This window comes from Treponema sp. OMZ 840, assembly GCF_050937815.1.
GTDB lineage: Bacteria > Spirochaetota > Spirochaetia > Treponematales > Treponemataceae > Treponema_C.
On record NZ_JACDIJ010000001.1, the window covers coordinates 363557 to 387855 of the forward strand.

23 protein-coding genes are annotated in these 24299 nt (G+C 45.4%); 11 read left to right on the forward strand and 12 right to left on the reverse strand.

Annotated features, from left to right (window positions below; genetic code table 11):
* Positions 1–16 precede the first annotated feature (16 nt).
* From H0R92_RS01770 to H0R92_RS01800, 7 genes are all read right to left on the reverse strand, one after another.
* On the reverse strand, positions 17–979 hold the full coding sequence (locus H0R92_RS01770) for an RluA family pseudouridine synthase (RefSeq protein ID WP_432960560.1): 963 nt from the start codon (positions 977–979) through the stop codon (positions 17–19).
* A complete protein-coding gene (locus tag H0R92_RS01775; protein ID WP_432960562.1) occupies positions 979–1518 on the reverse strand; it encodes a hypothetical protein in 540 nt (179 codons plus the stop codon). Before H0R92_RS01775 ends, H0R92_RS01770 begins: the two co-directional genes overlap by 1 nt.
* Positions 1515–2288 carry a YggS family pyridoxal phosphate-dependent enzyme gene (locus H0R92_RS01780; protein ID WP_432960564.1) on the reverse strand — a complete coding sequence of 258 codons (774 nt, stop codon included), beginning with the start codon at positions 2286–2288 and terminating at the stop codon, positions 1515–1517. Before H0R92_RS01780 ends, H0R92_RS01775 begins: the two co-directional genes overlap by 4 nt.
* Positions 2281–3174 carry a 16S rRNA (adenine(1518)-N(6)/adenine(1519)-N(6))-dimethyltransferase RsmA gene (rsmA, locus tag H0R92_RS01785; RefSeq protein ID WP_432961171.1) on the reverse strand — a complete coding sequence of 298 codons (894 nt, stop codon included), beginning with the start codon at positions 3172–3174 and terminating at the stop codon, positions 2281–2283. The genes H0R92_RS01780 and rsmA overlap by 8 nt, the downstream gene beginning before the upstream one ends.
* Before the next feature lie 60 nt (positions 3175–3234).
* Positions 3235–4584 carry a ComEC/Rec2 family competence protein gene (locus H0R92_RS01790; RefSeq protein ID WP_432960566.1) on the reverse strand — a complete coding sequence of 450 codons (1350 nt, stop codon included), beginning with the start codon at positions 4582–4584 and terminating at the stop codon, positions 3235–3237.
* The gene (locus tag H0R92_RS01795; protein ID WP_432960568.1) at positions 4578–5786 is read right to left on the reverse strand and encodes a HEAT repeat domain-containing protein; all 1209 of its coding nucleotides are present in this window, start codon (positions 5784–5786) and stop codon (positions 4578–4580) included. The genes H0R92_RS01790 and H0R92_RS01795 overlap by 7 nt, the downstream gene beginning before the upstream one ends.
* A gap of 85 nt (positions 5787–5871) precedes the next feature.
* Positions 5872–6876 (reverse strand): PilZ domain-containing protein, encoded by a 1005-nt coding sequence (locus H0R92_RS01800; RefSeq protein WP_432960570.1) that lies wholly within the window; start codon positions 6874–6876, stop codon positions 5872–5874.
* 29 nt (positions 6877–6905) lie between these two features.
* Here H0R92_RS01800 and H0R92_RS01805 point away from each other — a divergent pair, with 29 nt between their 5' ends.
* Genes H0R92_RS01805 through H0R92_RS01815 form a run of 3 tightly spaced genes read left to right on the forward strand, consistent with a single transcriptional unit; the run spans position 6906 to position 8272 of the window.
* The gene (locus tag H0R92_RS01805; RefSeq protein ID WP_432960572.1) at positions 6906–7631 is read left to right on the forward strand and encodes a CPBP family glutamic-type intramembrane protease; all 726 of its coding nucleotides are present in this window, start codon (positions 6906–6908) and stop codon (positions 7629–7631) included.
* A gap of 40 nt (positions 7632–7671) precedes the next feature.
* Positions 7672–7854: a type II toxin-antitoxin system HicA family toxin gene (locus H0R92_RS01810; protein WP_432960574.1), complete on the forward strand. Its 183-nt coding sequence runs from the start codon at positions 7672–7674 to the stop codon at positions 7852–7854.
* Positions 7855–7867: 13 nt separating this feature from the next.
* A complete protein-coding gene (locus H0R92_RS01815; RefSeq protein WP_432960576.1) occupies positions 7868–8272 on the forward strand; it encodes a type II toxin-antitoxin system HicB family antitoxin in 405 nt (134 codons plus the stop codon).
* Positions 8273–8286: 14 nt separating this feature from the next.
* Here H0R92_RS01815 and H0R92_RS01820 read toward each other — a convergent pair whose 3' ends face one another.
* Positions 8287–9099, reverse strand: a complete 813-nt coding sequence (locus H0R92_RS01820; protein ID WP_432960578.1) for a hypothetical protein — start codon at positions 9097–9099, stop codon at positions 8287–8289.
* Between the two features lie 117 nt (positions 9100–9216).
* On the opposite strand from H0R92_RS01820, the gene H0R92_RS01825 reads away from it, so the two are divergent.
* On the forward strand, positions 9217–10641 hold the full coding sequence (locus tag H0R92_RS01825; RefSeq protein WP_432960580.1) for a CCA tRNA nucleotidyltransferase: 1425 nt from the start codon (positions 9217–9219) through the stop codon (positions 10639–10641).
* A gap of 32 nt (positions 10642–10673) precedes the next feature.
* On the opposite strand, the gene H0R92_RS01830 is transcribed toward H0R92_RS01825, so the two are convergent.
* The 3 genes from H0R92_RS01830 to H0R92_RS01840 form a co-directional block, all read right to left on the reverse strand.
* Positions 10674–11282 carry a hypothetical protein gene (locus H0R92_RS01830; RefSeq protein WP_432960582.1) on the reverse strand — a complete coding sequence of 203 codons (609 nt, stop codon included), beginning with the start codon at positions 11280–11282 and terminating at the stop codon, positions 10674–10676.
* Between the two features lie 56 nt (positions 11283–11338).
* The gene (locus H0R92_RS01835; RefSeq protein WP_432960584.1) at positions 11339–14248 is read right to left on the reverse strand and encodes a valine--tRNA ligase; all 2910 of its coding nucleotides are present in this window, start codon (positions 14246–14248) and stop codon (positions 11339–11341) included.
* 237 nt (positions 14249–14485) lie between these two features.
* Positions 14486–15328: an undecaprenyl-diphosphate phosphatase gene (locus H0R92_RS01840; protein WP_432960586.1), complete on the reverse strand. Its 843-nt coding sequence runs from the start codon at positions 15326–15328 to the stop codon at positions 14486–14488.
* Positions 15329–15454: 126 nt separating this feature from the next.
* On the opposite strand from H0R92_RS01840, the gene H0R92_RS01845 reads away from it, so the two are divergent.
* On the forward strand, positions 15455–16300 hold the full coding sequence (locus tag H0R92_RS01845; RefSeq protein WP_432960588.1) for an HAD-IIA family hydrolase: 846 nt from the start codon (positions 15455–15457) through the stop codon (positions 16298–16300).
* Here H0R92_RS01845 and H0R92_RS01850 read toward each other — a convergent pair.
* The gene (locus H0R92_RS01850; RefSeq protein ID WP_432960590.1) at positions 16292–17347 is read right to left on the reverse strand and encodes a LacI family DNA-binding transcriptional regulator; all 1056 of its coding nucleotides are present in this window, start codon (positions 17345–17347) and stop codon (positions 16292–16294) included. The two genes, H0R92_RS01845 and H0R92_RS01850, sit on opposite strands and share 9 nt — an antisense overlap.
* A 151-nt stretch (positions 17348–17498) precedes the next feature.
* On the opposite strand from H0R92_RS01850, the gene H0R92_RS01855 reads away from it, so the two are divergent.
* The 6 genes from H0R92_RS01855 to H0R92_RS01880 all read left to right on the forward strand — a co-directional run bounded on the left by H0R92_RS01855 (position 17499) and on the right by H0R92_RS01880 (position 24299).
* Positions 17499–18806 carry an ABC transporter substrate-binding protein gene (locus H0R92_RS01855; protein WP_432960592.1) on the forward strand — a complete coding sequence of 436 codons (1308 nt, stop codon included), beginning with the start codon at positions 17499–17501 and terminating at the stop codon, positions 18804–18806.
* Positions 18807–18882: 76 nt separating this feature from the next.
* On the forward strand, positions 18883–19788 hold the full coding sequence (locus H0R92_RS01860; RefSeq protein ID WP_432960594.1) for a carbohydrate ABC transporter permease: 906 nt from the start codon (positions 18883–18885) through the stop codon (positions 19786–19788).
* Between the two features lie 8 nt (positions 19789–19796).
* Complete coding sequence (locus H0R92_RS01865) at positions 19797–20672, forward strand: carbohydrate ABC transporter permease (RefSeq protein ID WP_432960596.1); 876 nt, start codon at positions 19797–19799, stop codon at positions 20670–20672.
* 13 nt (positions 20673–20685) lie between these two features.
* Positions 20686–21414 carry a glycerophosphodiester phosphodiesterase gene (locus H0R92_RS01870; RefSeq protein ID WP_432960598.1) on the forward strand — a complete coding sequence of 243 codons (729 nt, stop codon included), beginning with the start codon at positions 20686–20688 and terminating at the stop codon, positions 21412–21414.
* A 519-nt stretch (positions 21415–21933) separates the two neighbouring features.
* Entirely contained in the window at positions 21934–22914 is a 981-nt protein-coding gene (locus H0R92_RS01875; RefSeq protein ID WP_432960600.1) for a ComEC/Rec2 family competence protein, read from the forward strand.
* An 89-nt stretch (positions 22915–23003) separates the two neighbouring features.
* Positions 23004–24299: a M18 family aminopeptidase gene (locus H0R92_RS01880; protein ID WP_432960602.1), complete on the forward strand. Its 1296-nt coding sequence runs from the start codon at positions 23004–23006 to the stop codon at positions 24297–24299.

The window sequence follows — 24299 nt, forward strand, 5'->3', positions numbered from 1 at the left end:
GGTTTTTCACTTTTTTTTACGTATTACGGCACAGAGGCGTCGGTTTAAATTCGGCATGAAGCGTTTTAAGCACTTTTTTAAAACGCCGCGGAACGGGAGCAGTAAATTCTACCGGATGTTGCATATCTGTGTCCTGCCTATACGAAGGCAACCGCAAACTCAATGTACGCGCATGCAGCATCAAAACGGCATCCGTAAAAAGGGTATCTTTTACACCGTATATGGAATCACCGAGTATGGGACATCCTAAATATTTCATATGCACACGTATTTGATGAGTACGTCCCGTTTTGATTCGTATACGCATAAGAGAATAGGGGCCGTATATACCTATACAGCGGTAAAGGGTATGAGCGTATTTTCCGGTTTTTGCATCACGCATTACGGTAAATTTTTTACGATTCGACGGCGAACGGCCTATATTGTTTTTTATTTCACCCTTTAAATAGGGCGGATGCCCCCGCACTATCGCAATATATTCTTTTTTTACGCGCCTATTTTTAAATTCGCTTTGCAAAAACACTTCCGCATCCCTGTTTTTTGCGGCAATCAAAACTCCCGATGTATCTTTATCAAGACGATGAACTATTCCGGGACGGGAAGATACATCTTCTATTTTTTCCCTGCATCCCCAATGATACAACAAGGCATTAACCAAGGTCCCTTCCCAATTTCCCGCGCCCGGATGAGTAACCATGCCTTGCGCTTTATTTACTACGGTTACATCGATATTATCAAACAAAATATCCAGCGGAATATTTTGCGGCTTAATATATGCGGGAACGGGATCTTCCCATGCTATGCATATGTTTTCTCCGCCTTTTAAACGTAAAGACAGTTTTGCGTTTTTTCCGTTTACCGTTACCGATTCCAGTCCCGTTTTTAAACGCGAGCGGCTGATATTTTGGACGGAACTTGCATAGGTATCAAGCCTCATGGGACATAAACACGGATCGGCGGTAAAACAAAGAGAATGCATTATTCGGTACTTTCCTTTATTTGATCGGAATCGGAACTTCGGCTGCTATCGCTTTGTGCATCCTGTGCAGAATCTTTTTCTTTAATATTTTCAGGCACGGCTTCTTCAACGCGAATTCCGCTCCTGTCTTCCGCATACATTTGCTCCAGCTTTTTTTTATTATGGTCTTTAACCCGTATAACAATAAAATCGGTCAGACCGATTGCGATGCTTAAGACGGCGGCAGTCGTAAAGATTCCTATTTGTTCGTTTTTATTAAGTTTTGCTTCGCTTGAAGACAACGGAAAGGGGTTTGGAATATAAGCCGGATTAAAATCGTTTGCGCCGTAGCGGTAAAGAGAATACACAAGCGTTACACCGAGCGTGGTAAAAGGTAAAGAACCGAAGGTTATAATTTCGGCACGGCGCACATCTTTCAGCCAAGAGGGAAGCGGCTTTCCTTTTTCGTACGAATCAATACGGAACGCCGCATTTTCCGCCGAAAACGCGAAGGACGATATAAAAATCAGCATACATAAAAATGCGGCCAGTTTTTTCATAAGCGATTCTCCGAATCGGGGTTGTAAAACAGGCGGCTTCCGACACGTACTAAGGTCGAGCCTTCTTCGACGGCGGTTTCAAAATCGCCCGACATTCCCATAGAAAGTTCGGTAAAAGAAAAACAAGCAAATCGTTTTTGCATAGCTTCGGCGGTTTCCCGTAATTTTATAAACGAGCGGCGTACCGCTTCGGCTTCGGTTTTGTCTGCCGGATTTCGTATAAGCGGAGCCATAGTCATAAAACCGCACACACACAGATTTTTTTCTTCGGCATATTCCAAAGAACGCACAATGTCGTCGCTGCAAGTAAAACCCGATTTCGATTCTTCGCCCGTATGTACTTCAAACAAAAGCTTAAGGGGCCGCGATGCCGCATCAAACGGTGCCGTATCCGACTGTTGCGTTTCACCGCTTAAACGTTTGGCGATTTCTTCAAGCAGTTCGATACGGTCTACCGACTGAATACAGCTTACCAAGGGTAAAATCGTTTTGACCTTATTGCGCTGGAGGTTTCCTATCATATGCAACGAAGAATCGGGAAGGTTCAAGCCGGAGCGGCCGAATTTTTCAAGGGCTTCTTGAACGCGGTTTTCGCCGAAAAGACGGATACCGGCATCATGAGCCGCTTTAATTTCTTCTATCGAGCGGAATTTCGTTACCGCCATAAGTTTAATATCCGCCGCTTTTCTTCCGCTGCGCCCGGCAGCTTTTTCGATTTTTTCGCGTACAAAGCCGATATTATCGGCAATAAGCATTTCCGTATTATTCATGTCCGTATCCTTCGGCAGCGGCGCCCGTATTTTTTGTGCGGTACTCACAGGATGTATCCGCAAGCATACATATTTTTTCCACCGTTAGGTTTTCGGCGCGTATTTTCGGGTCTATTCCGGCAGCTTTAAGCACCGCTTCGGCCGTTTCGGTATTTCCGTACAAAGCGCTTAAATTGTTTTTTACGGTTTTGCGCCGCGATGAAAATAAACTGCGCTGCAACTTTAAAAATTCTCCCGTATTTTTGCAAAGCGGAAACGCTTCTTTTTTTGTGCATACCACCGCTTGCGAAGCAACGTTCGGCCGCGGCCAAAAACTTCCGCCGGCCAAATCCATAAGGGGCTGTATATCGTATGCCCAGGAACAAAGAACCGAAAAAGACGAATAGTCGGCGCAGCCGCATTGTGCCGCCATACGCTGTGCAACCTCTTTTTGCACGGTAAATATGCATCGCTCGAAGCGTACCGTTTCACTCACCGTATCGGCAATGATTTTGGCGGCAATATTGTACGGAAGGTTGCCGCACAAACGCGCAGGCACACCCGAAGCTTTATATTCGCCCTTCCATGTCTTCAACACGTCGCCTGCGACGATTTTCAATTGTCCGCTTTTTATTTCGTCGGTAAAAATATCTTCAAGTGCAAGAATAAAACCGCGGTCTATTTCAAAAACGGTCAGTACTGCGCCGCGTTTTAAAAGTTCGGCGGTTAAGGCCCCCAAACCGGGTCCGATTTCCCATACCTTCATTCCTTCTTTTACCGCTAAAGCCTCGGCTATTTTAGCGCGCGCACGCGGGTTTACAAGAAAGTTTTGCCCGAACTTTTTTTGCATAGCCATTCCCCGGCTTTCAAGGTAGGTTTTTAAAAAAGACGGAGAATCGTAATCCATTAAGCGCACCCGGCACTCCTCAAAGTAATAAAAAAGTACATATAAGTGAACAATCGAATATTAAAATACAATCGGCGGAAACCGGCCGAAAAACAATACCGCATATTTTAATATAATATACAGCACTTGCATTATAGCGCCAAGAGGGGATATAAGAAAAGGGATCAGGACGCATAAAACCGCGAATATAAAGCCGGCAATAAAAAATACGGAAGCAAGGGGCGTTACGACAACGGAAGCTATAATGCCGATAGGACTTATTTGACCGAACATAAAAGCACCTATAGGAGCGGTAAATATCCATGCGCTCAGGGAGGCTGCGGCGGACGAAACTGCAAAGCGGGGCAATATTCTATGCAAAAAGGGGCTTATAAGCGGCGTAAGGATTAAAATACCGGCAACTGCCGCATAAGAAAGCATAAAAGCCGGATTATAAATATCCGCATGTAAAATCGAAGTTTGAATAATAAAGGCGCCGCATAAACAATCCAGGGCTGCGCTTTTATAGGTGTGTACATATAAAAGGCGGGTTAGCATCATAAGCGTAATACATAAAAAAGCACGTACCAAAGATGGGGTGGCGCCTGCAAACCAGATAAAAACGCATATGAGGATAACCGATAAAAGGGCGCTCAGTTTTTTTCCGGCAAAAAGGCTTATTAAAGACGAGGCGGAAATAAAAAGCGACAAATGCATACCCGATAGGGCTAAAATATGAGCCAATCCCGCATTTTTAAAAGCGGCGGCAAGATTTGTATCCGTGTATTCGCGCGAACCGGACATAAGGGCAAGAACCAAGCCTCCCGCTTCGCCCCAGGCGTACAGCATACGTTTTAAATACAAGCGGCATAAGGCACGCAAGCGTGACAAGCCGTTTTTCCAGCCGGCAAAGGCCGTTGTTTGTGCAACAAAAGCGGGTGTTTTTTCTTGTTGCAAGTGCCGAAAACCGGAGGCGGCTGTCGCTTCGTCTACAGCTTCGTTTTCACTGCCGAAAACCGGAGCGGAACTTTTAAGCACATAACCGGTACACACAAGGCGGGCTCCTTCTTCAACCGGCACGGCGTTTCGGCTAAGCGAAAACAGCTTGCCCGGATACAGGGCTTCGACCGTTTCGGCAGGGATAAGCAGTTTTATGCGGCCTTGCGCTTCGGCACGCCCGGAAGCCGATTGTACCGTTTCGGTATTAAACAGCATCGAATAAAAACGCCCCGATGAAGTTTTAACCGGATTTGAAGCAACAAAGCCTTCAACGGCAGTAAGGCTATGCACATCAAACAGCGAACGGAATACAAACGGATTTACCGGCTTTACAATACCCGTATATAAAAGAAGGGCAAGAATAAGGGCTGCCGTTTTAAGCGGATGGATTTTTACAATCGCAGTCTTTACACCCGATTTGAACTCTACCACTTTAATTTACTCAACGCATCTCTTGCCGCCGAAATAACTTCTTCGGGATAATTTTGATACGTTGTATAGAGTAAATCGTCAAAGGCTGTTTTATCCCCCAAAAGCTGCAAAGATTGGATAACGGCAAGCACCACCGGCGTACTGACGGGTTTGTGTTCTTCTTGATTTTTATTCAGCTCTTTAAGATAATTCGACAAATGAGATACCGCTTCAACCGAAGCAAGCCGTGCAAAGGCATAGATAATTTCAATAAATTGATTATCGTATAAAAATCCCGCTTTGTATTCCGCACGGGCAGCGCTAAATACGTCGCGCATAAGGGCAGGAGATCTTGTCCACGATACACGGTACAATTCGCGCATAGCTTGCATTTTAAGCGCAGTACATTCCGCATCGAAATTTCCGTTTTCTGCGGTTGTATATATAGTTTTAGATAAAGCGTTTTCGGAAATTTCCGCTTTAAAAAAGTCCGAATTTTGCGGATTGTTTAAAACCAAATCAAGAGCACGCCGTTTTTCCGTCAGCGTTCCGTCGGAAATAAGCATTCGAATTTGTTTATCATAGACGCCGGAAAAGTTATCCAAAGCCCGAGCCGCCGCTTCGGATACGGCTTTATCGGGGGAAGCATAACAGGAAAATAAGACGGGAAAAGAAGAAGCTTGTTTGAATTGCCCCAGGGTTTTTATTGCAGCCGCAAGCGTTTCCCTGTGCGGCGAACCGGCCGAATCGCTTTGAAGCCCGGCAGTCAGCTTAGCGGTATAGGCATCGACAAGCTGTACCGTTGCAGCGGAAGGTTTAAAACCCGAATGTACTGCGGCTTCAGTCAGATTTTCCAAAATTTCCTTTTGCAGGGTGAGATTTTCATTTACGGCGAAGATTTTTTCAAAGAATACGGCCGCATCCTCATCATCCGCTACAGAAATTTTCTTTACGGATTCACATGCTAAGATAATAAAATCCGGCTCCGAAGACAAAAGCGCATAATTTTCGTGTATAAACTTTAAAGCACAAACGGATACGTCGTTAAACCGCTTATCCGCCGAGTCGATTGTTTTAATTATTTTGATTTTTCCGTTTATATTTTCTTTAACAAAATTCTTTTTTATATGTAAAACTTCATCCGCATATGCACACAAGGAGAAAAAAGACAGTATAATGCATATGCCGCCTGCGATATTTTTTTTAGGTTTTAAAACATTCATGTACATCTCCCTATTAAAATAAAACAATTATCAGCCCATTAGGTTTCCGTTTGCGGCACATTTCCGATAATTTCACAGCATGCGCTCATATCAAACTATAATCATGCGGCAAAATTTTATACACGTAGCCCAGAATAGTATTTCTAAACCAAGGCGTGGTTTGCAGACATTGAAAATGTATATGCGACTCCTCATTATCTTTGTCATATTCGACAAATTTTGAAACTCCGTACATAATTACTCTTTTACCTTCAAGTTGAAATTGAAGCTTTATTATAATACCGGCTTTTCCCTTCCCTCTTATACGGATAAGAGCACCGTCTTCGGAAATATCTTCAAGAATACATTTAAGTCCCCCGCTGCGTTCGGGTATTAAACGTTCTTCTTTTTTCCGTGCGCCGAGAAAAAGCAGGGCATGGATAAAACAATCACACCTGACCGACTTGCGTTTTTGCGAACGCAACAGAGAATAAGAATGAGCTAAAGACAGGGCGTTTCGGCCGTTAAACAATAAAGCTTTTGTAACTACCGTATCAAAAATATAAAAAGCATCGTCTTGCCGATGAAAATACACAACCACTTTTTTTCCGACCCATTTTTCACCGGATACGGTCAGTTCGCCGTTTTCCAAAGGTAAAGAAATTATCAACTGACGGCCGTTTTGCATAACATGAGCATAAAAAACGCCGACGCCTCTGACAAGCAGGCGCAGTTTTTGTCCTTTGGTAATATACCGTGTATCTTTTATCCCTCTTTTACTGTTCGGATCCAATTCAAGCTTGGTACGGCACGCATACAATCGATTTAATAAGGACTGTACTTTTTCCGATTTGCTTGTATTGTTTTTTTCCGCTTTCCTTAAAATAATGCCGATAGTTCTGTCCATTAAAGGAACCGAATCGAAAAAAGCACAAGGATCTTCGGGCTTTACGGCATTAACTACGGACCAAACAGAACGTATCTCCCCAAAGGTAAAACCGGCATCAAAGCCGGAGGTAAAAAATTTAATACGCGGAGAAAGCAGCACAATAATCCGCATAAAAAAAATGAGCAGCACAATACTGACAACAACAATCCCTAGTGTGTACATAAAAAGCCTTATAGTATATTATCATACAAGTGAAATTTTTTCATCGTGTAAGTATCGAAATTTTAGAATATTTTTTAATTATTGCCCTATGTGCAGTTCCTTCTCTTTTTGTATCGGAACGGAAGGAGCCGGCTTCGCTGTTTCCGTCTGCGGATATAATTTTTTTTTACGCAACGGCAGCAGTGTTTTTATTATTGCGCAGTAAAAAATCACAGACTTTTAAAGTGCGGCAAAGTGCAGTTTATAAAAAGGGCAAAAAAAAATGCATTATGCTTTTTTTACATACCCCGGTTTACGGTTTATTATGTTTTTGTTTGCTCATCGCTTCGGCGTTACTGTGGAATTATATCGCAAAAATCAGCGGACGCGCAGAGCTTCCTCCCGTTTCCCTACCCCGCACATATACCGAGCGCCTTTTATTTTTTATTTCGGCAATCGTTCTCGCCTCATATGAAGAAATAGTGTTCCGCTTTTTTTTGCCCGAACGCGGTCTTGCAATTATTCACGATATTGCCCCCGAATCGGAAAAATCAAAATCAGGCTTTGTTTTAAAAGCGGCCGCGGAAACTATACCGATTGTTTTATTTGCCCTTGCTCACCGCTATTTGGGGCTTTTTGCCGTAGGCAATGCCCTGTGTGCCGCAATTATCCTGCGTCTTGCCCTGTATAAAAAGCTGCACATAACGCTTCTCTGTGCGGTTCACGCCGCCTACAACATAACGATTTTTATCGCATTGAGCTGTATGCGCAGTTGATTTATCGGGTTAACAAGTGTAAAATATCTACGGAAGCTTTATGACGTTTAAAGAGATAGAAAAGAAACTGAAAGCGGACGGCTGGTATTTTGTCGGAGCCAAAGGTTCCCATAATCAGTATAGGCATTCTTTAAAAACGGGAAAAGTTACGGTTCCCAATCATAAAGGAGATATACCTATAGGAACCGCATATGCAATCCTAAAGCAAGCGGGATTGAAGTAAAGTGGAGGTTATTATGAAATTGGCATATCCTGCAATTTTTACATTTTGTAAAGAAGATAACAGTTATTCGGTAGAATTTCCGGATTTACCGGGCTGTGTTTCAGGCGGCTTTTCTTTACTTGAAGCTATGGAAATGGGCATAGATGCGGCATCCGGATGGATATTATCCGAAATTGAAGAAGGCGGTATGGTACCGGCTGCAACTGATATTAAGGCAGTAAAAACCGAAAATGCCGACAGTTTTGTTAATTTACTTGTTTTGGATATGGATGCATACGGTGAAAAATATTCCGCCAAGCATATAAATAAAAACGTGTCCATTCCGCAATGGGTCAATGCCCTCGGTGAAAAACATAATGCCGATTTTTCCAAAGTACTGCAAGAAGCTTTGATTGAAAAATATGCGGTTCCGGTGTAAACAGAATGTATCCCCTAATACGGAACTATCGCGATAAAGGCGCCTTTTTCCGCGCGCAGTACCACCCGCTTTTTGTGCGCAAGATAATCGGCGCGCACCCTGTTGCTTAAGCTGAACGCTTCGTTTTTCCAATCCAAATTATCAAGCGGCCATTCCAAGCCTTCGGAATATATTTTATATTCACCGTCTTTTACGGGCACGGGAAAAACCGACATATGTTCGGCACAGCGTTCGGCGGCAAACTTTAGAATCGCGCCCTTGCCGTCGGAAGCGGGACGCAGGCTGTATACGGCTTGTTCGCGGCAGAGCCATATATCCGGGAAAAAGACGCGCTCGAATTGCTTTACTATGCCGAGTAAGTGGTCTATTCTTCCGCCGTCGCCTCCGCACAGAATAATCGGCATATTGTGCCCGCCCGCCCCTTCAGCCGCCGAGCCGCTCCCATGAAGTTGTACAGAGGCCGGGACGTTTTTCCGCGTTTGCACGCTCAAACCGGAATTACGGGGCAAAAGCTCCGAACCCCGCGCTTCAAGCTCTAGACGCTTTGCAAAAGCTTTTTCGAGGGCAAGGACGGTGTCGCTTTCGGCTTTGTCGCGCTCGAATATGAGGATTTTATCTTCGGGATAGGCCGATAAAAGGCTTTTATCCGTTAAACTGTCCATATCGCCGACAATCAAATCGGGTGTATAACCGAATTCTTCGGCGCAGAGGAGCCCCGAATCGGCTGCAATCACAAAGCCCGGAGTATCGAAATCATGCATAAAACGCTCAAACACCGCCTTTTCGGGATGCAGGGCGCCGGTAAAAATCACAATAGGTTTCACCATCAAACCGTCCTATAAATCAATCCTATCGCAAGGCCGGCCGAAAACTTCGGTTTTTGGTCAGGGCTCTTTTATAAGCGGGCGCTTTCACAAGCGGGCATAATAGGATATACTCATTGTATGATAAAAAGCGTATCTGTACCACCCGTATTACAAAAAATAAACCGCATTTTTTCGGATGCGGGCTTTGAAGCATGGCTTGTCGGAGGGGCCGTGCGCGATATTGTGCGCGGGAAAAAGGCCTCCGACTGGGATATAGCAACCGACGCACAGCCCAAACAGGTATGCGCCCTTTTTAAGCGCGTGATTCCCACAGGCATCGAACACGGAACGGTTACCGTCATCTTTACGGGACATCATATCGAAGTTACGACATTCAGAACCGAAAAAGGCTATTCCGACGGACGGCACCCCGACGCGGTACAATATGTAAGCGGTATAGAAGAAGACTTGGCACGGCGCGACTTTACGATGAACGCAATCGCGGTCTCCTTAAAAGACGGGCACATCTTCGACCCCTTTGACGGTAAAAAAGACATTAAGTCAAAAACCATCCGCTGCGTGGGAGAGCCTTCACAGCGGTTTAACGAAGACGGCTTGCGCCCGGTACGTGCAATCCGCTTTGCTTCAACATTGAATTTTACAATTGAAGAAAACACCCTGAGCGCAATTTCCGGTGCCCGCGAAAAAATTGCCGGAGTAAGCCTTGAGCGTTTCCGCGACGAGTTTATAAAAATCCTTTTGTCCGATAAGCCTTCATACGGCTTATCCCTGCTTGAACAAACGGGCATTTTAAGCATTTTTATTCCCGAACTTGCATCCTGCCGCGGCGTAAATCAGGCTGACGGGCGCGGGCATCACCGTTTCGACGTACTCGACCACCTTTTTTATGCCTGCGACCATGCCCTGTCGCGCTCGAAAAAAGAAGACAACCTGCTTACGATACGGCTTGCCGCCCTTTTTCACGATATAGGAAAGCCGCCCGTTAAAAACGAGGTTACAAAAAACAATATCGGCTGCATTACCTTTTATTCGCACGAAAAAGAAGGGGCGGCCCTGTGCATCCGTATTTTGGAGCGCTTGCGTTTTCCGTCAAAAACCGTGCGCTATGTAAGTTTTTTGGTTTTGCATCACATGTTTCATTACGAGTCTTCGTGGACGGATGCCGCCGTCCGCCGTTTTATGGCGCGCATTACGCCTCCTGCCGGTTTGGGAAGCCTTGAGCAGGCTTTAAGCGATTTATTCGACTTGAGGATTGCCGATGCTTCCGGTATGACAAACTCGGCACCTCTTTTGCATACGGGAACGTGGAGTGCCGACCTTTTGGAATTAAAGGAGCGTATAGATAAAGAATCAGCTCAAAAAAACGCCATAGGCTTAAAAGATTTGGCCCTAAGCGGTAAGGATTTAATCGAAGCGGGCATTCCTTCCGGGCGCGGCTTGGGCCTTCTTTTGGAAGAACTCTTGCAAACCGTTTTGGACGACCCCGCATGTAATACGAAGGAAAAGCTTTTGGAAATTGCGGTAAATAAAGGTTTAAAATAATCGTCGGCTTTTAGACGCTTTTCAAAAAAGGGTCAGGCGTTTTTGAGTTCGGCGCGTTTTTTGTCGAGGTAACCGCAGTCTTCAAGGTAGCGCCGCCGCGTGATGATGAGGGAAATCAATTCCTGATACATGTTATAGTCGACTGCAAGGGCGATGGGCAGGATAAAATATTCCGTTTCGTCGCAATAACGCTCTATAAAGGCGGGGTTTGTTACAAAGCCGAGACTTATCATATTGCTGATACGGTCGGCGCATTTGAGGATTTTCGCTTTGGGGCTTCCGTGTTCGATAATCCCGCGAAGATAGTCGCTTTTTAACTGGCCTTCTTTTTTGGTAACTTCCAAAACAAGGTCGTACACTTCCTGCGATTCGGAATCGATTTCGAGGATACGTTTGTGGTCAAAGTCGGCAACGTCTTCAATTAAATCGTGAATGACGGATGCTTTAAGAAGGACACTGTCTATATAGCCGTAGTCGATAAGCACTCCCATCGTGTCGATTTGATGACGGAACATATTGCCTCCGTCTTGCCGGGATTTTCCGATAAGGGCTGTTGCAAGCTGCAAATAGGGGGCAAGATAAATTCCCTTTAATTGAAGCATCGCTTCGGTATTCATACGTGCGGGTTTTTCCGTTTGCATAATCCCCTTCCTTTGTAGCTCTGCGGCTGCCGCCGATTCGGGCGGCTTGCGCAGGCTTATAGACTTTCTATATATTCAATCAGCTTTTCCGTTCTGCGCACGGATGCGCTGCGTTTTTCCTTTTCGGCTTCCACCACTTCCGCAGGCGCGTGTTGAGCAAAACTTCCCGACAGCTTTGCATCGTATCGTGCGATGGCGTTTTTTTCGCTTTCAAGCTCTTTTTCAAAGCGCGCTTTAAGCTGTACCTTATCGACGGCACCGCTGACCAAAATAAAGGCTTCAAAGCCCTCTCCTACGGTACCGACCGCTTCGGCCGGTTTTGATTTTACAAAGTCGATATGCTTTATGCCCGCCAAAAGCCCGATAAGATCGGTTTTTTCGGTACATACTTCGGCAGCCGTTCCCGGTGTGATAAGCAAGGCGGCGTCGAGTTTTAAGTCGGGGGCAAGACCGCATTCGATACGGAGCGAACGCATTGAGCGGATAAGGTTTTGCAGTACGGCAAAACGCTCGGCCGTCTTTTCGTTTTCGCGCGCACCGACCGGCACCGGATAGGGTGCATTTATAAGCAGACCCTTGTAAAGGCTTGAGGGCAAAATCCCGTTTTGCACTGCCGGCAGCTCTGATAAGGCTGACTGTGCCGACGGCCCGCTTTGTCCTGCCCGTTTTCTGCATGAAACGATTTCTTCAAGCGGTAAAAACGAATAGATTTCTTCGGTTACAAAGGGCAGATAGGGGTGCAGGAGGCGCAAACTTTCTTCGAGTACGTTCAGCAAAACGGAAACGGCGCGGTCTTTTTCTTTTTCGTCGGTGCTGCGGAACGAAAGCTTAGTGCCTTCGACGTACCAGTCGCAAAAGTCGTTCCAAAAATATTCGTACACCGATTGGGCGCCGTCGTTGTACCGATAGCCTTCCAACGCGCTGCGTGAAGCGGCTGCGGCGGCGTTTAAGCGGCCGTAAATCCATATATCCAATTCGGTTAAATCGCCGTCGTTTAAAGGAACGATGGTGCGTCCTTCCAAATTGCCCAAAATATAGCGGCTTGCGTTCCATACCTTGTTGGCAAAGCGGCTTCCCATTTTAAATGATTCTTTATCGACGAGCACGTCCTGACCCTGAGCGCACATAAATGCAAGGGTGAACTTGAGCGCGTCCGATCCGTATTCTTCGATAATGTCCAAGGGATCCATGCCGTTACCCAAGGATTTACTCATTTTTCGTCCCTGTTTGTCGCGCACAAGGCCGTGTATGTAAATGTCTTTAAAGGGAGCCTTTCCCGTAAACTCAAGGCCTGCCATTACCATGCGGCTGACCCAAAAAAAGATAATGTCGTAAGCGGTAACGAGGGCGCTTGTGGGATAAAAGGTTTTAAAGTCGGAAAGGCAGCCTGCCGAACAGCCTTTGTCTGCCTTTTCGCCTTTTTGTGCATTTTCCGGTGCAGTTTCCGCTGTTTCCGGTGCGTTTTCCGGCCAACCGAGGGTCGAAAAGGGCCACAGCCAACTTGAAAACCAGGTGTCCAATACGTCTTCGTCCTGTTTGAGCTTTCCGTCGGCGGCCTTTGCACCGCAAAAAGAACAGGAGTCCGGGTCGGTTTCCGAAACGGTCATCTTGCCGCAGTCTGCGCAGTACCATACGGGAATGCGGTGTCCCCACCACAGCTGGCGGCTTATGCACCAGTCGCGGATATTTTCCATCCAGTGCGCATAGGTGTTTTCCCATTTTTTAGGATAAAAGACGATTTCGCCATCCTTCCACGCTTTGAGGGCTTTTTCGGCAAGGGGCTTCATCTTTACAAACCACTGGTCGCTTAAATAGGGCTCGACAACGCTGCGGCAGCGGTAACAGTGGCCGACCGAATGGCTGATTTTTTCTTCACCCTTGTACAAGCCCGCTTCCTGTAGGTCTTCAATGACAAGGGTGCGCGCTTTTTTACAGCTGAGCGATCGGTAGCGTTCCGGGCAGTTTTCGTTTAAAGTGCCGTCGTCGTTCAATATATTGATTACTTCAAGATTGTGACGCTTGCCCACTTCCCAGTCGTTGGGGTCGTGTGCGGGGGTGATTTTTACCACGCCCGTACCGAATTCCTTATCGACATAGCTGTCGGCGATAACGGGAATAAGGCGGTTTGCAAGCGGAAGCTTTACCTTCATGCCCACAATGCTCTTGTAGCGCTCATCTTCGGGGTGAACGGCAACGGCCGTGTCTCCCAAGAGGGTTTCGGGGCGGGTGGTTGCAATTTCTATACGGGACGGCATTCCCGGCTTGGGGTTGTCGATTTCGTAGTAAATGTGATACATAGCCCCCGCGGTATCTTCGTGTTCCACTTCGTCGTCGGCAAGGGCTGTGGTGCATGAAGGACACCAGTTGACCAAATAATTGCCGCGGTAAATCAGGCCCCGCTCGTAGAGGCTGACAAATACGTGGCGCACCGCCTTGGAAAGGCCCTCGTCCATCGTAAAGCGCTCGCGGCTCCAGTCTACCGAAGCGCCGAGTTTTTTAAGCTGTTTTGTAATGATTGCGTGGTGTTCTTTTTTTACCTTCCACGTGCGCTCGATAAAGGCTTCGCGTCCGAGGTCGTGGCGCGACAAGCCTTCTTTTTTTAAGGCGCGCTCTACAACGTTTTGCGTTGCGATTCCCGCGTGGTCGGTTCCCGGAAGCCAGAGCACAGGCCGGCCGTTCATGCGCTGATAGCGGATAACAATGTCCTGCAGCGTGTTGTTCAGGGCATGCCCCATGTGAAGAATACCGGTTACATTCGGAGGCGGAATCACGACGGTAAAAGGCTTTGCATTATCAGCCGTGCCGGCACAGTCGGTGTCGGAGGCAGTACCGGAGGCCGTGCAGGGGCAAGCGCCTTTATCCGCGGGTTTTGCCGGCTTAAAACAGCCTTCTTTTTCCCACTGAGCGTACAATCTGTCTTCAAAATCTTTCGGATTATAGGCTTTTTCAAGCTCGATACCTTCCATCGTCCTCTCCCGGCATATTCACTAAACGCGGCCGTCTACCTGTTCGGTTTTAAAACACCCGCACAATTATGTGATAAAATTATTCTAATATTGTAACGATTTTCGGAGAAAGTGGCAATAAGGGTTCAACACCGAACATGGCATAAAACCGTGCTTCCTGCTCGGTTTTATGCAACGAGTTTGCCTACGGCAAACTCGCGGTATCTAAAGCTTTACCGCACGTCCGTGTGCGGATTTTCACAGTAGGGCCTGAAAAAGCAGTACAACGCATCCCAATACGATACGGTATATGCCGAACGCTTTAAAATCGTGCTTTTTTATGTACGTTATTAAAAACTTTACGGCGGCGAATGACACAATAAAGGCGGTTATACAGCCTGCGGCTAAAACGGCACATTCATGCCCATTTAAAGCACCGTTATACTTAAAAAGTTTTAGCAAACTTGAACCGAGCATAACGGGCACGGCAAGAAAAAAGGTAAACTCCGCAGCCGCCGTCCGCGACACGCCTATAAGCAGCGCTCCGATAATCGTTGCGCCCGAACGCGAGGTACCCGGAATTATAGACAAAACTTGAAACAAGCCGATAACAAAAGCGGTTTTATAATCCATATCGCACAGACATTCAAGACGGGCGGCACGGTTTTTATGTACGGTTTCAATAACGATAAAAACGATACCGTAAAAAATCAAGGCGGCGGCGATTACAAAGGGGCCGCGTACATGGGCTTCTATAAAATCATCGGCAGTAAATACGACAAGGGCTCCCGGTATACAGGCAACAAGGGTTTTAAACCACAGCGAAAAAATATCTTTTTTGACGACAAGCCGCCGTGAGCCGCTTACACCGAAACCGAAGGGAAACATACGCTTCCAATACAAACCGATAACGGCGCAAACCGCAGCCAGCTGTATAACGATAAAAAAAAGCGATTTAAATTCGGCACTCATACGCATGGGGAAAAAGGTATCGACAAGGAGCATATGGCCGGTACTGCTCACCGGAAGCCACTCGGTAATACCTTCGACAATACCGATTACAACCGCTTTAAGGATTTCAAAAAAAGGCTGATTTTGCATAACGAATATAATTTAGCACAAAAAAAATCAAAAGACAATGCCGGCGGTTTTACCGCAAGCCGTATAAACGGCGGCACAGTTGACATATTCATTTTAGTCGGTTAGGATTATAAGCGGAGGGGAACTATGCTGAATCAAAACAATCCCGAAGACATACGCATCTTTAATCAAAACATCGATAGAGCCTCTCTTGTCAAGTCGTGCAAACATTTTGTACTTGATATGGACGGCACCTTTTATTTGGGTAATACGATTTTACCCGGGAGCCTCGACTTTTTAAAAACGCTCGAAGACACCGGACGTGATTATTTGTTTTTTACGAATAATTCGTCAAAAAGCCCCGACGTATACATAAAAAAACTTGCACGTATGGGCTGTCATATTTCGCGTAACCAAATTATGACAAGCGGAGACGTAACCATCGAATATTTAAATGCCGCGTATCCGGGGAAAAGCGTTTATTTGGTCGGTACCGAAGCGCTTATCGCCAGTTTTCGTGAAGGCGGTATCAACCTTGTCGAAAAAGATCCCGAAATTGTCGTAATCGGATTCGACACAACTTTAACGTATGAAAAAATCGTCAAAGCAAGCGACTATGTACGCGCCGGTGCAATCTATCTTGCAACACACCCCGATATCAATTGCCCGGTTGAAAACGGTTATATTACCGATGTCGGAGCGTTTTGCGCAATGATTTCACTTTCGGCAGGCGGCGCACAAGTAAAATCACTGGGAAAACCGAATCCCGAAACGGTCGAAATGGCAATGCTGAGAGCGGGCTGGAAAACGCGCAGTGAAATCGCCTTTGTCGGCGACCGGCTTTATACCGATATTGCAGTCGGCGTGCGCAACGGCGCACGCGGCTTACTCGTACTTACCGGAGAAGCAAGCATGGACGACGTAAAAAAATCGGACACAAAACCCGATGCGATTTTTGAAGATTTGCGCGAAATAGGCTCGTTTTTACGATAAACGGCGTCTCGGTTTTCCCGTAGTCATTCTGGCGACAAGCTTGTTTTTAAATTCCAAATGCGTTACAGCCACCGGACCGATATCCCTATTTTCGATTTTCGTTTGTAAAAGAGAAAAAGCGCTTTGTCCGCGCCGATTGATAAAATGGTCAATCGTCGTTAAACCCACACCGCAAAACTGCGACGGATAAATATTGTCAAAACCGCATACGCTGTAATCGTCGGGAATACGCAGCCCCTCTTCCAAAATTTCATCTATAACCCCGTATGCAACCATATCGTTAATCGCAACAATAGCGGTTACATGCGGATACATCCGAATACACCTTTTTGCAAGCGCTTTTCCCGTTCGATGTTCGATTTCGACGGTCGAAAGCTCGGACATTGTATCAAAGGTATCGGTGATAAGAGAAACGGTTCCGCCCAAAGCTGCATCGTTAAAACTTTCGCACAAACCCTTATACCGCCGCACTCGTGAAGAATGCTGTTTGTTAAGCATAGTCGAAACATAGCACACGTGTTTATGCCCGAGTGAAATCAAATGCGTTCCCATTTTATATCCGGCATCGAAATTATCGACTTCTACCGTATCGATACGCAGTGCATCCTGTCTGTCGCCGACGGTAACAATCGGCAGCAATTCCGCCATTTTTTCCACAAGTTCGGGCTGCTGGGGAATCATCGAAAAAATAAGGCCCTTTACCGCCGGATTTTTTGAAAATGCAAGAATGTTTTTTTCGCGTTCAAGATTCCAGTACGTGTTGTATATGATTGTCATATATCCGTTTTTTTCCGCCATAAGCTCCATACCCTGCAAAAGCGTTGCAAAATACGGATTTATTATGGACGGACACACGATAACGATAAAACCGGTTTTATCGTCACCGTGTTTCGGCGTGTATTTAAGCTCCCGTGCGGCATCATAGACACGTTCGATTGTTTCGGCGGGAAAGCGGGACAGTTTTTTACCGGCAAGAATCATTGAAACCGTTGCGGTGGAAAACTGTACTTTGTCCGCAATATCCCGTAAAGTCGGTTTGGTGTTCATAATTTATTAAACAAAGTTTAACACGTCTTTACATAAAAAGCAATAAAAATTTGACAATTATGCGCTTTGGGTTTATGATTTATACGAAAATTACGGCTAAACAATAACCGAATATTGTTTAATTTTGTTAAATTTCGGTACAGGAGGTTTTATGAAAAAAACGGCACTTTTAGCACTTTTTGCAGCGGCTTTTATCCTTCCGCTGTCGGCAATGGGAGGAGCCGATTCGGGTTCGACCGGTGCTCCGATCGGAGACATTACGGTAAAAGAACCCATCGAAATCGTATGGTGGCATGCGCTTGAAAATCAATATGCCGATTTTGTTACCAAAATCGTCGATGATTTTAACAAAAGCCAAAATATGATTACCGTAAAGGCGGAATACATCGGTAATTACAGCACCGTCAATCAATCCCTTGTCGCAGCCCATGCGGCGGGAACGGGACTGCCGGCCATTACAGTTGCAAACACACCCTATGTCGCCCAATACGGTGCAAACGGTCTATGCGAAGATTTAACGCCCTACATTAAAGCTTCGAAATTCGATATTCAGGATTTCGGCGAAGGTATGATTAAAGCGGCCGCATATGAAAACAAACAAGTATGTATGCCCTTCCTTATTTCAACCCAGGTTATGTACTACAACAAAAACATGGCCGATGCAATGGGAATTAAAATACCGTCGCAGTTTAAAGATATGAACGAATTTCTTTCAAAAGTATCGAAGGTAAATTCCGACGGAACCACCAAACTGTGGGGAACCATTATTCCGGGCTGGGATCAATGGTATTTTGAAACCTTCTTTTTGAACAACGGCGTCAACATTGTCAATAAAGACGGCCTTTCGACCGATTTGGCGGGGAAAAATTCAATTTACACGACAAAAGAAATGGGTAAGTGGATAAAAAACGGTTATGCATATTTTGCCGTCGGAAAAGACGCTTCGTCAAAAATGCGGCAAAACTTTTTTGAAGGAAACGCATTTTCGGTTATTCACACCAGCAGTTTGTACAATACGTATGTGCAAAAATGCAAAAATTTCGAAGTGGGCATGGCATGGCTCCCCGCATCGAATACGCGCAAACAGGAAATCGGCGGCAGCGTTCTTTTGATTCCCGCAAAAAATACTCAAGCAACGAAAAATGCGGCATGGCAGTTTCTTGCCTATTTGTGCAGCAAAGAAACGAACATGAAGTGGGCCGAAGCGACCGGTTATATGCCGACACGAAAATCGGTGCTTGAAACATCCGAAGCTCAGGATTTTTTAAAGCGCAAACCGGCCTTTAAGTGCATTTTCGATAACTTGGACAATATTCATCCGCGCATTCAGCATAAAAACTGGAACCAGCTGGCTGAAATTTGGAAAAATTATCTTTCGGAATTTTACAACAACAATATGGACATCGACGGCAATATCAAAAAAATGGCCGATGAAATCAACGAAGTTCTTGAAGATTAAATTTTAAAAATCAAAAGCAAAAAAAGGCGGTATGGCAAATGCCGCCGCCTTTTTGTTTTTATCATTAGGAGCTCATATGAAGGGTATAGGAATTCCCCCGAGAACAAAGGACCGTTTGCAGGATTTTTTATGTACGGTTCCCGCACTTATACTAATACTTGTCTTTACCTATTATCCTATAGCAAAGCTTATACAAATCAGTTTTACCAATTGGAATTTGTTAAACGATAATTATCAATATGTGGGATTTAAAAACTGGAAATGGCTGTTTACCGGTTCCGGTACGCGCTATCTTTTGAATTCGCTGCGCGCCACCTTTGTGTTTTCGGCAGGTTCGCTTTTTATAACAATCGTCGGCGGTCTTATACTTGCGCTTATATTCAATACGATGAAAAAGGGATTTTCCGTAATGCGCGCGGTTGTGTTTATGCCGAAATACGTTGCAATGAGTTCGGCTGCCGTCGTTTTTTTATGGATTCTCGATTCCGATTACGGCGTACTTAATTATATTATTTCACGGATCGGTATGCAGCCGGTAGACTGGCTGGGCAAACGGGGCACGGCAATGCTTTCTGTCCTTATGCTGACCGGCTGGCGCGATATCGGCTACGGAATGATTGTATATCTTGCCTCGATGCGCAGCATTCCGAAAGATTATTACGAAGCGGCGGCTATCGACGGGGCAACCTATTGGCAGCGTTTGTTCAGAATCACGCTTCCGATGCTCAGCCCTACCACCTTGTTTTTATTCGTAACTCAATTTATCGCATCGATGAAGGTTTTCCAAAGTATCGATATAATGACGGCGGGAGGACCTTACCGCTCCACCGAAGTATTTGTATATAAAATTTATCAGTACGCTATGGAAGATTTCCGCATGGACCGGGCTGCGGTTATGGCCTTAGCCTTTTTTATCCTGCTTCTTGTGATTACCGTATCGACGCTTAAATTTTCAGACCGGCGCGTCAATTACGATATGTAGGAGTATATATGAAAGATCAATTTCAAAGCAAAAGTTTAAACAGCGACAGTATTCGTAAAAGCTTCTATATTTCGATATTTCAATGGGCGCTTGCAATTGTCGTAACTGTTATTGCATTTTATCCTATATATTGGATGCTGATTTCATCGGTAAAAAGCCAGAATGAAATATTGATGCTCCAGCCGACTTTTTGGCCGAAAGAATTCCATTTTGAAAATTATGCGGCGGTTTTACGCAAGGGAAATTTTCCCAAATATTACTTTAATACAATCGTTATGACCTTCGGTATTTTAATAAGCCAAATTGTAACGGGTGTTTTTGCCGCATACGGTTTTGCAAAAGGCAGATTCCGCTACCGCGATAAAATATTTTTGCTGGTACTCGGTGCGCTTATGATTCCGATTCAAGTTACCTTTATTCCGCTGTACATAATGTTTGCCCGTGCAGGCTTTACCGACACCTTTGCCGGTTTGATTTTACCGTCGGCGGTAAGCCCCTACTATATTTTTATGCTGCGCCAAACGTTTATGTCCATAGACGACAGTTATATAGATGCGGCAAAAATAGACGGACTGGGTAAGGTCGGCATTATTACAAAGATTTTAACGCCTATGTGCAGTTCTACCCTTTTTACGATAACCCTTGTAACGTTTACGGCAGGCTGGAACAGTTACTTTTGGCCTAAAATTATCGCCAAAGACGAAAGCAGGCGCGTACTTACGGTCGGTCTTGCAAAACTGCGCGATACCTTTGCAGGACAAGGAACCATGAACAATCACGAAATTATGGCGGGAGCCGTTCTTGCGATTATTCCCGTTGTCGTTTTATTTTTTGTGTTCCAAAAATACATGCTTTCCGGTTACAGTAAAGCCGCTATGAAATAAAAGGAAAATTACTATGAATGTTATTGCACACCGCGGATACAGCGGATGCTATCCCGAAAATACGATGCTTGCCTTTCGTAAAGCCGTCGAAGCCGGCTGCGACGGAATCGAGTTGGACGTACAGCTTACAAAAGACGGGAAGGTTGTTATCATTCACGATGAAACGGTAGACCGCACAACCGACGGAACGGGAAACGTGCGGGATAAAACCCTTGCAGATTTGCGTACGCTTAACGCAGCCCATACATGGGGCACTACCTTTCCTAAAGAACCGATACCTTCATTTGAAGAATACTGCGAATGGGCGGCAACGGTGCCGATAACGACCAATATCGAATTAAAAACCGGTGTCGTCTATTATGAAGATATCGAAAAAAAAACAATCGATATTATTACCAAATACAATCTTATTGATAGGGTATTGTTTTCTTCATTCAATCACTGTACGCTCATCAGTGCAAAAAAAATCGCCCCGTCGATTCCGGTCGGCGCCCTTGTCGGCGAAAAAGGTTTGGTTAATGCCGGTTATTATTGTAAAAAATACGGCTTCGACTTTTATCATCCGTCATATAAAACGTTAAACGAAGCGGCCGTTGCCGAACTGGAAAAATTCGGTATCGGGTTTAACGTGTGGACTATAAACGATATGGCGGAACTTGAAAAAATGTACGCATGGAAGGCTTCCGGCCTTATAACCAATTATCCGGCTGTATGCCGCGCGTATCTTAAAGGAAAAGTTTAAAGTGAGCGTCTAAAATAGCGCCGCTCACTTTAATTTGAGTTTTGCCTTTCAACATTGCGAAGGGCAAAACTCCTTTATTTTTTGTGCTTTTTCTCGCTTGCTTACGCTGCGAAAGCACGAATAAAACAGCTTCCAAAGTTGACACTTTGTTCTGCTGTTTTATTTTAAGGAGGTTTAAAGTGTGCGTCTAAAATAGCGCCGCTCACTTTAATTTGAGTTTTGCCTCTTTTTGTGGCGGCAAAACTCCTTTATTTTTTGTGCTTTCTCGCTTGCTTACGCTGCGAAAGCACGAATAAAACAGCTTCCAAAGTTGACACTTTGTTCTGCTGTTTTATTTTAAGGAGGTTTAAAGTGTGCGTCTAAAATAGCGCCGCTCACTTTAATTTGAGTTTTGCCTCTTTTTGTGGCGGCAAAACTCCCAGTATTTACTGCCGTTTTTTACTGCGTTGCAAAACGGCGTAATTGAACAATTTTCGGAAATCGACATTTCCTCAATTGTTCAATTTTAAGGAGGTTTAAATGAAAAGAATTATTACTTGTGCCGCCCTGATTGCCGCGATTTTATGTTTTACGATTTTTTCCGGCTGTAAAACGCCGCAAACGCTTTCGTCAAAATCTGCGGTAACGCGGGAAAAAGTAAGCGAAGCCGGAAACGGCAAACTTGTATTGTATTTTATCGATTTGGATGTTCCTAAAGACAGTAAAGATAAAAGCGGCGACAGTACCCTCGTTGTTTCGCCGGACGGAAAAATAATGCTTATCGATTGCGGTCATCCCGATGCGGGAAAAGACGTTATAAAAACCTTAGACGCGCTCGGAATAACAAAAATCGATATGTTTGTTATGTCGCACCCGCATATCGACCATCTCGGCGCTTTTCCGCTGGTTGCAAGCCGCTTTCCTATCGGGCTGGTATACCGCTCCCGCTTGGAATACGACACGCAGTATATGAGAGCCTTTGAAGAAGCGGTTAAAAACCGCCGAATTCCGGTTGAATATCTTGAAGAAGGCGACAGCTTTTTATTCGGCGATAAGGTAAAAGTCGAAGTATTCGGACCGGAACACGAAATCGTGTATCCCAAAAATTATCCTTCAAATTCGACACAATTCGTCAACGATAATTCGGTTACAATGATGCTTATATACGGTGAATCGAAGGCGCTTTTCGGCGGCGATTTGTACAGAAGCGGCGAAACGGTAATACTCGATAAATATAAAGACCGTTTAAAATGCGATGTCGCAAAAGTAAACCACCACGCCCTCAGTACCAGCAGCAAACGAGGCTGGATTAAAGCAACCCGCCCGCAAATAGCCGTTGCAATGAACGATGTGCTGGGAAGCATGGATGTTGTAAACGATTATGTAAAAAACGGCGCGCGTTTTTATCACACACTGTATAACGGTTCGGTAAAAATAGAACTGGACGATAAATGCAACATCGTCACGGTAACGGCGGAAAAAGAAAGCTGGATAGAAAAACTGCCCGAAAAAGCAAAATAGGCTAAGCGCAATACGGTGTCCGCAATGATAAAGCGGGCACTTTCGCGCAAGCGCTTCCCCCGCAGGTGTTTTTCCGCTATACTGAACATATGAAACAGGCACAACAATTACTCGATTTTATCGATAAAAGCCCCTCTGTTTTCCATGCAATGCATAATGCGGCGGCTCTTTTGGAAGCGCAGGGGTTTACACGGTTAAAAAGAAGCGACGACTTTATTTTGCATAAGGGCCAAGCGTATTATACCGATTATAACGGCAGCGCCCTTATTGCATGGCGTATGAGCCGAGGCGGCGGTATTGAAAACGGTTTTAGAATTATCGCAAGTCACGGCGATTCTCCCGGATTTAAGATAAAACCGCAGCCCGAAATACATACGCACAATTATCTAACATTGAATACGGAAGTGTACGGCGGCCCTATTTTATCGACATGGTTTGACCGTCCGCTTTCCGCAGCCGGGCGCATCGTTTTAAACGGCGCCTCTCCATTCAAACCCGAAGTAAAGCTCATCGATTTTGAAAAACCGATTTTTACGATTCCCAACCTTGCCATTCATATGAACCGCGAAGTAAACGAGGGTGTTTCTTACAACAGGCAAAAAGATACCCTGCCCCTGTGCGCCCTTGTGCCGCCTGAAAGCAAAACCGAAAACTTTTTAATAAAACGTATCGCCGAAAAACTGGGCGTTACAGCGGATGCGGTTTCGGACTTCGATTTATATCTTTATTGTACGCAAAAAGGCTGTTTTACGGGCGCACAGGATGAGTTTTTTTCCGCAGGCAAAATCGACAACCTCGGTATGCTCTACCCTTCTATCGAAGCCCTCGCCCGCTCAAAGCCGGCCGACTTTATACAAGCGGCCGTAATTTTCGACAACGAAGAAGTAGGCTCCGCAAGCGCACAGGGAGCCGACAGTCCGTTTTTTCGCGATACCCTTCAGCGAATAGCCGCTGCCGTATGCACGGAGCGGATTTTCGAGCGTTTACAGCAAGCTTTGTCGCAATCGTTTTTAATTTCCGCAGATCAAGCCCACGCATTCCATCCGAATTACCCTGAAAAAAACGATATTACAAACTTTCCGCTTATAAACGGAGGGCCGGTTATAAAAAGCGCGGCTTCTATGAGTTATACATCGGATGCCGTTTCTTCGGCCGTGTTTAAAAACCTGTGCCGCAGTGCAGGCGTTCCCTTTCAAACCTTTGTAAACCGTTCGGACATAAAGGGCGGCTCCACAATAGGGCCGGTTTCAAGCGCCCACGTGCATATACAAACCGTCGACATCGGGAATCCTCTTTTAGCTATGCATTCGGTACGTGAACTTGCCGGCAGCGAAGATCAGGAATCGATTTTCAAAGTATTTGAAGCATTTTATAGGGGTGTATAA